Source organism: Alcanivorax sp. HI0044 (genome assembly GCF_001634945.1).
On record NZ_LWEZ01000115.1, the window covers coordinates 1 to 1077 of the forward strand.

At 58.5% G+C, this 1077-nt stretch carries 1 protein-coding gene; it reads left to right on the forward strand.

The window, feature by feature from the left end:
* Window positions 1–1077, forward strand: a 1077-nt coding sequence (locus A3730_RS01450; RefSeq protein WP_156500762.1) for a RecQ family ATP-dependent DNA helicase, incomplete at both ends; no start/stop codon positions are given.

A 1077-nucleotide genomic window follows, 5' to 3' on the forward strand; every position in this document is an offset into this window, starting at 1 on the left:
GTCTACCGAGGGCTGGATGACGGCAGTATCAAGCTGTTGTACGTGGCGCCGGAGCGCCTGGCCAATGAGCGGTTTCTGGCGCGTTTGAAGCGGCTGTCGATCAGCATGATGGCGGTGGATGAAGCGCACTGTGTTTCAGAATGGGGGCATAATTTTCGCCCGGATTATCTAAAGTTGGCGCAGCTTGCCGGCGATCTCAATGTGGGCAGGGTGTTGGCACTGACCGCGACGGCCACTCCCCAGGTGGCGAAGCAGATCTGCGACAGTTTTTCCATTGCCCGGGAAGATCATGTTCAGACTGGCTTTTTCCGCCCCAATCTGGCGCTGAATATTCGGCCCCACAATACCTCCGAACGGGATCAGGCATTGTTGGCGGCATTGCAGTCCCGGCCATCGGAGCCGGCCATCGTTTATGTCACTTTGCAGAAAACCGCCGAACAGGTGGCCGGGTTCCTGCAGGCGCAGGGGCTGCCGGCGCAGGCATATCATGCGGGGCTGAAGGATGACGAGCGCCACCGGGTGCAGGAAACTTTTATGGCTGGGCAGGGGAATATTGTCGTTGCCACCATCGCGTTCGGCATGGGCATCGACAAGGCCGATATTCGCGCGATTTATCACTACAACCTGCCCAAGTCCCTGGAAAACTACATGCAGGAAATCGGCCGGGCAGGGCGGGATGGCAAACCCTCCGAGTGTGTATTGCTGGCCGGTTCGGACGATCTGACCGTATTGGAGAATTTCAGTTACGGGGATACCCCGGACGGCGCATCGCTTGCGGGGTTGATCAACTGGCTGGTGGCCCGGCCCGAGCAATTCGACCTGTCTGTGCATGAATTATCCGGGCAGTTCGATGTGCGTCCTCTGGTGATCAACACACTGCTGACCTATCTGGAGCTGGAAGGGGTGGTTCGCGCCACGGCGCCATTTTATACGGAGTACAAGCTGGCTTTCCGGACGTCCCGGGATGACGTGATTAGTCAATTCAATGATGAAAGAGCCGACTTCCTGCAGCGGGTCTTCGCGACCGGGAAGCAAGGGCGCACCTGGCTGACCCTGAAGCCCATTGATGCTGCCGCA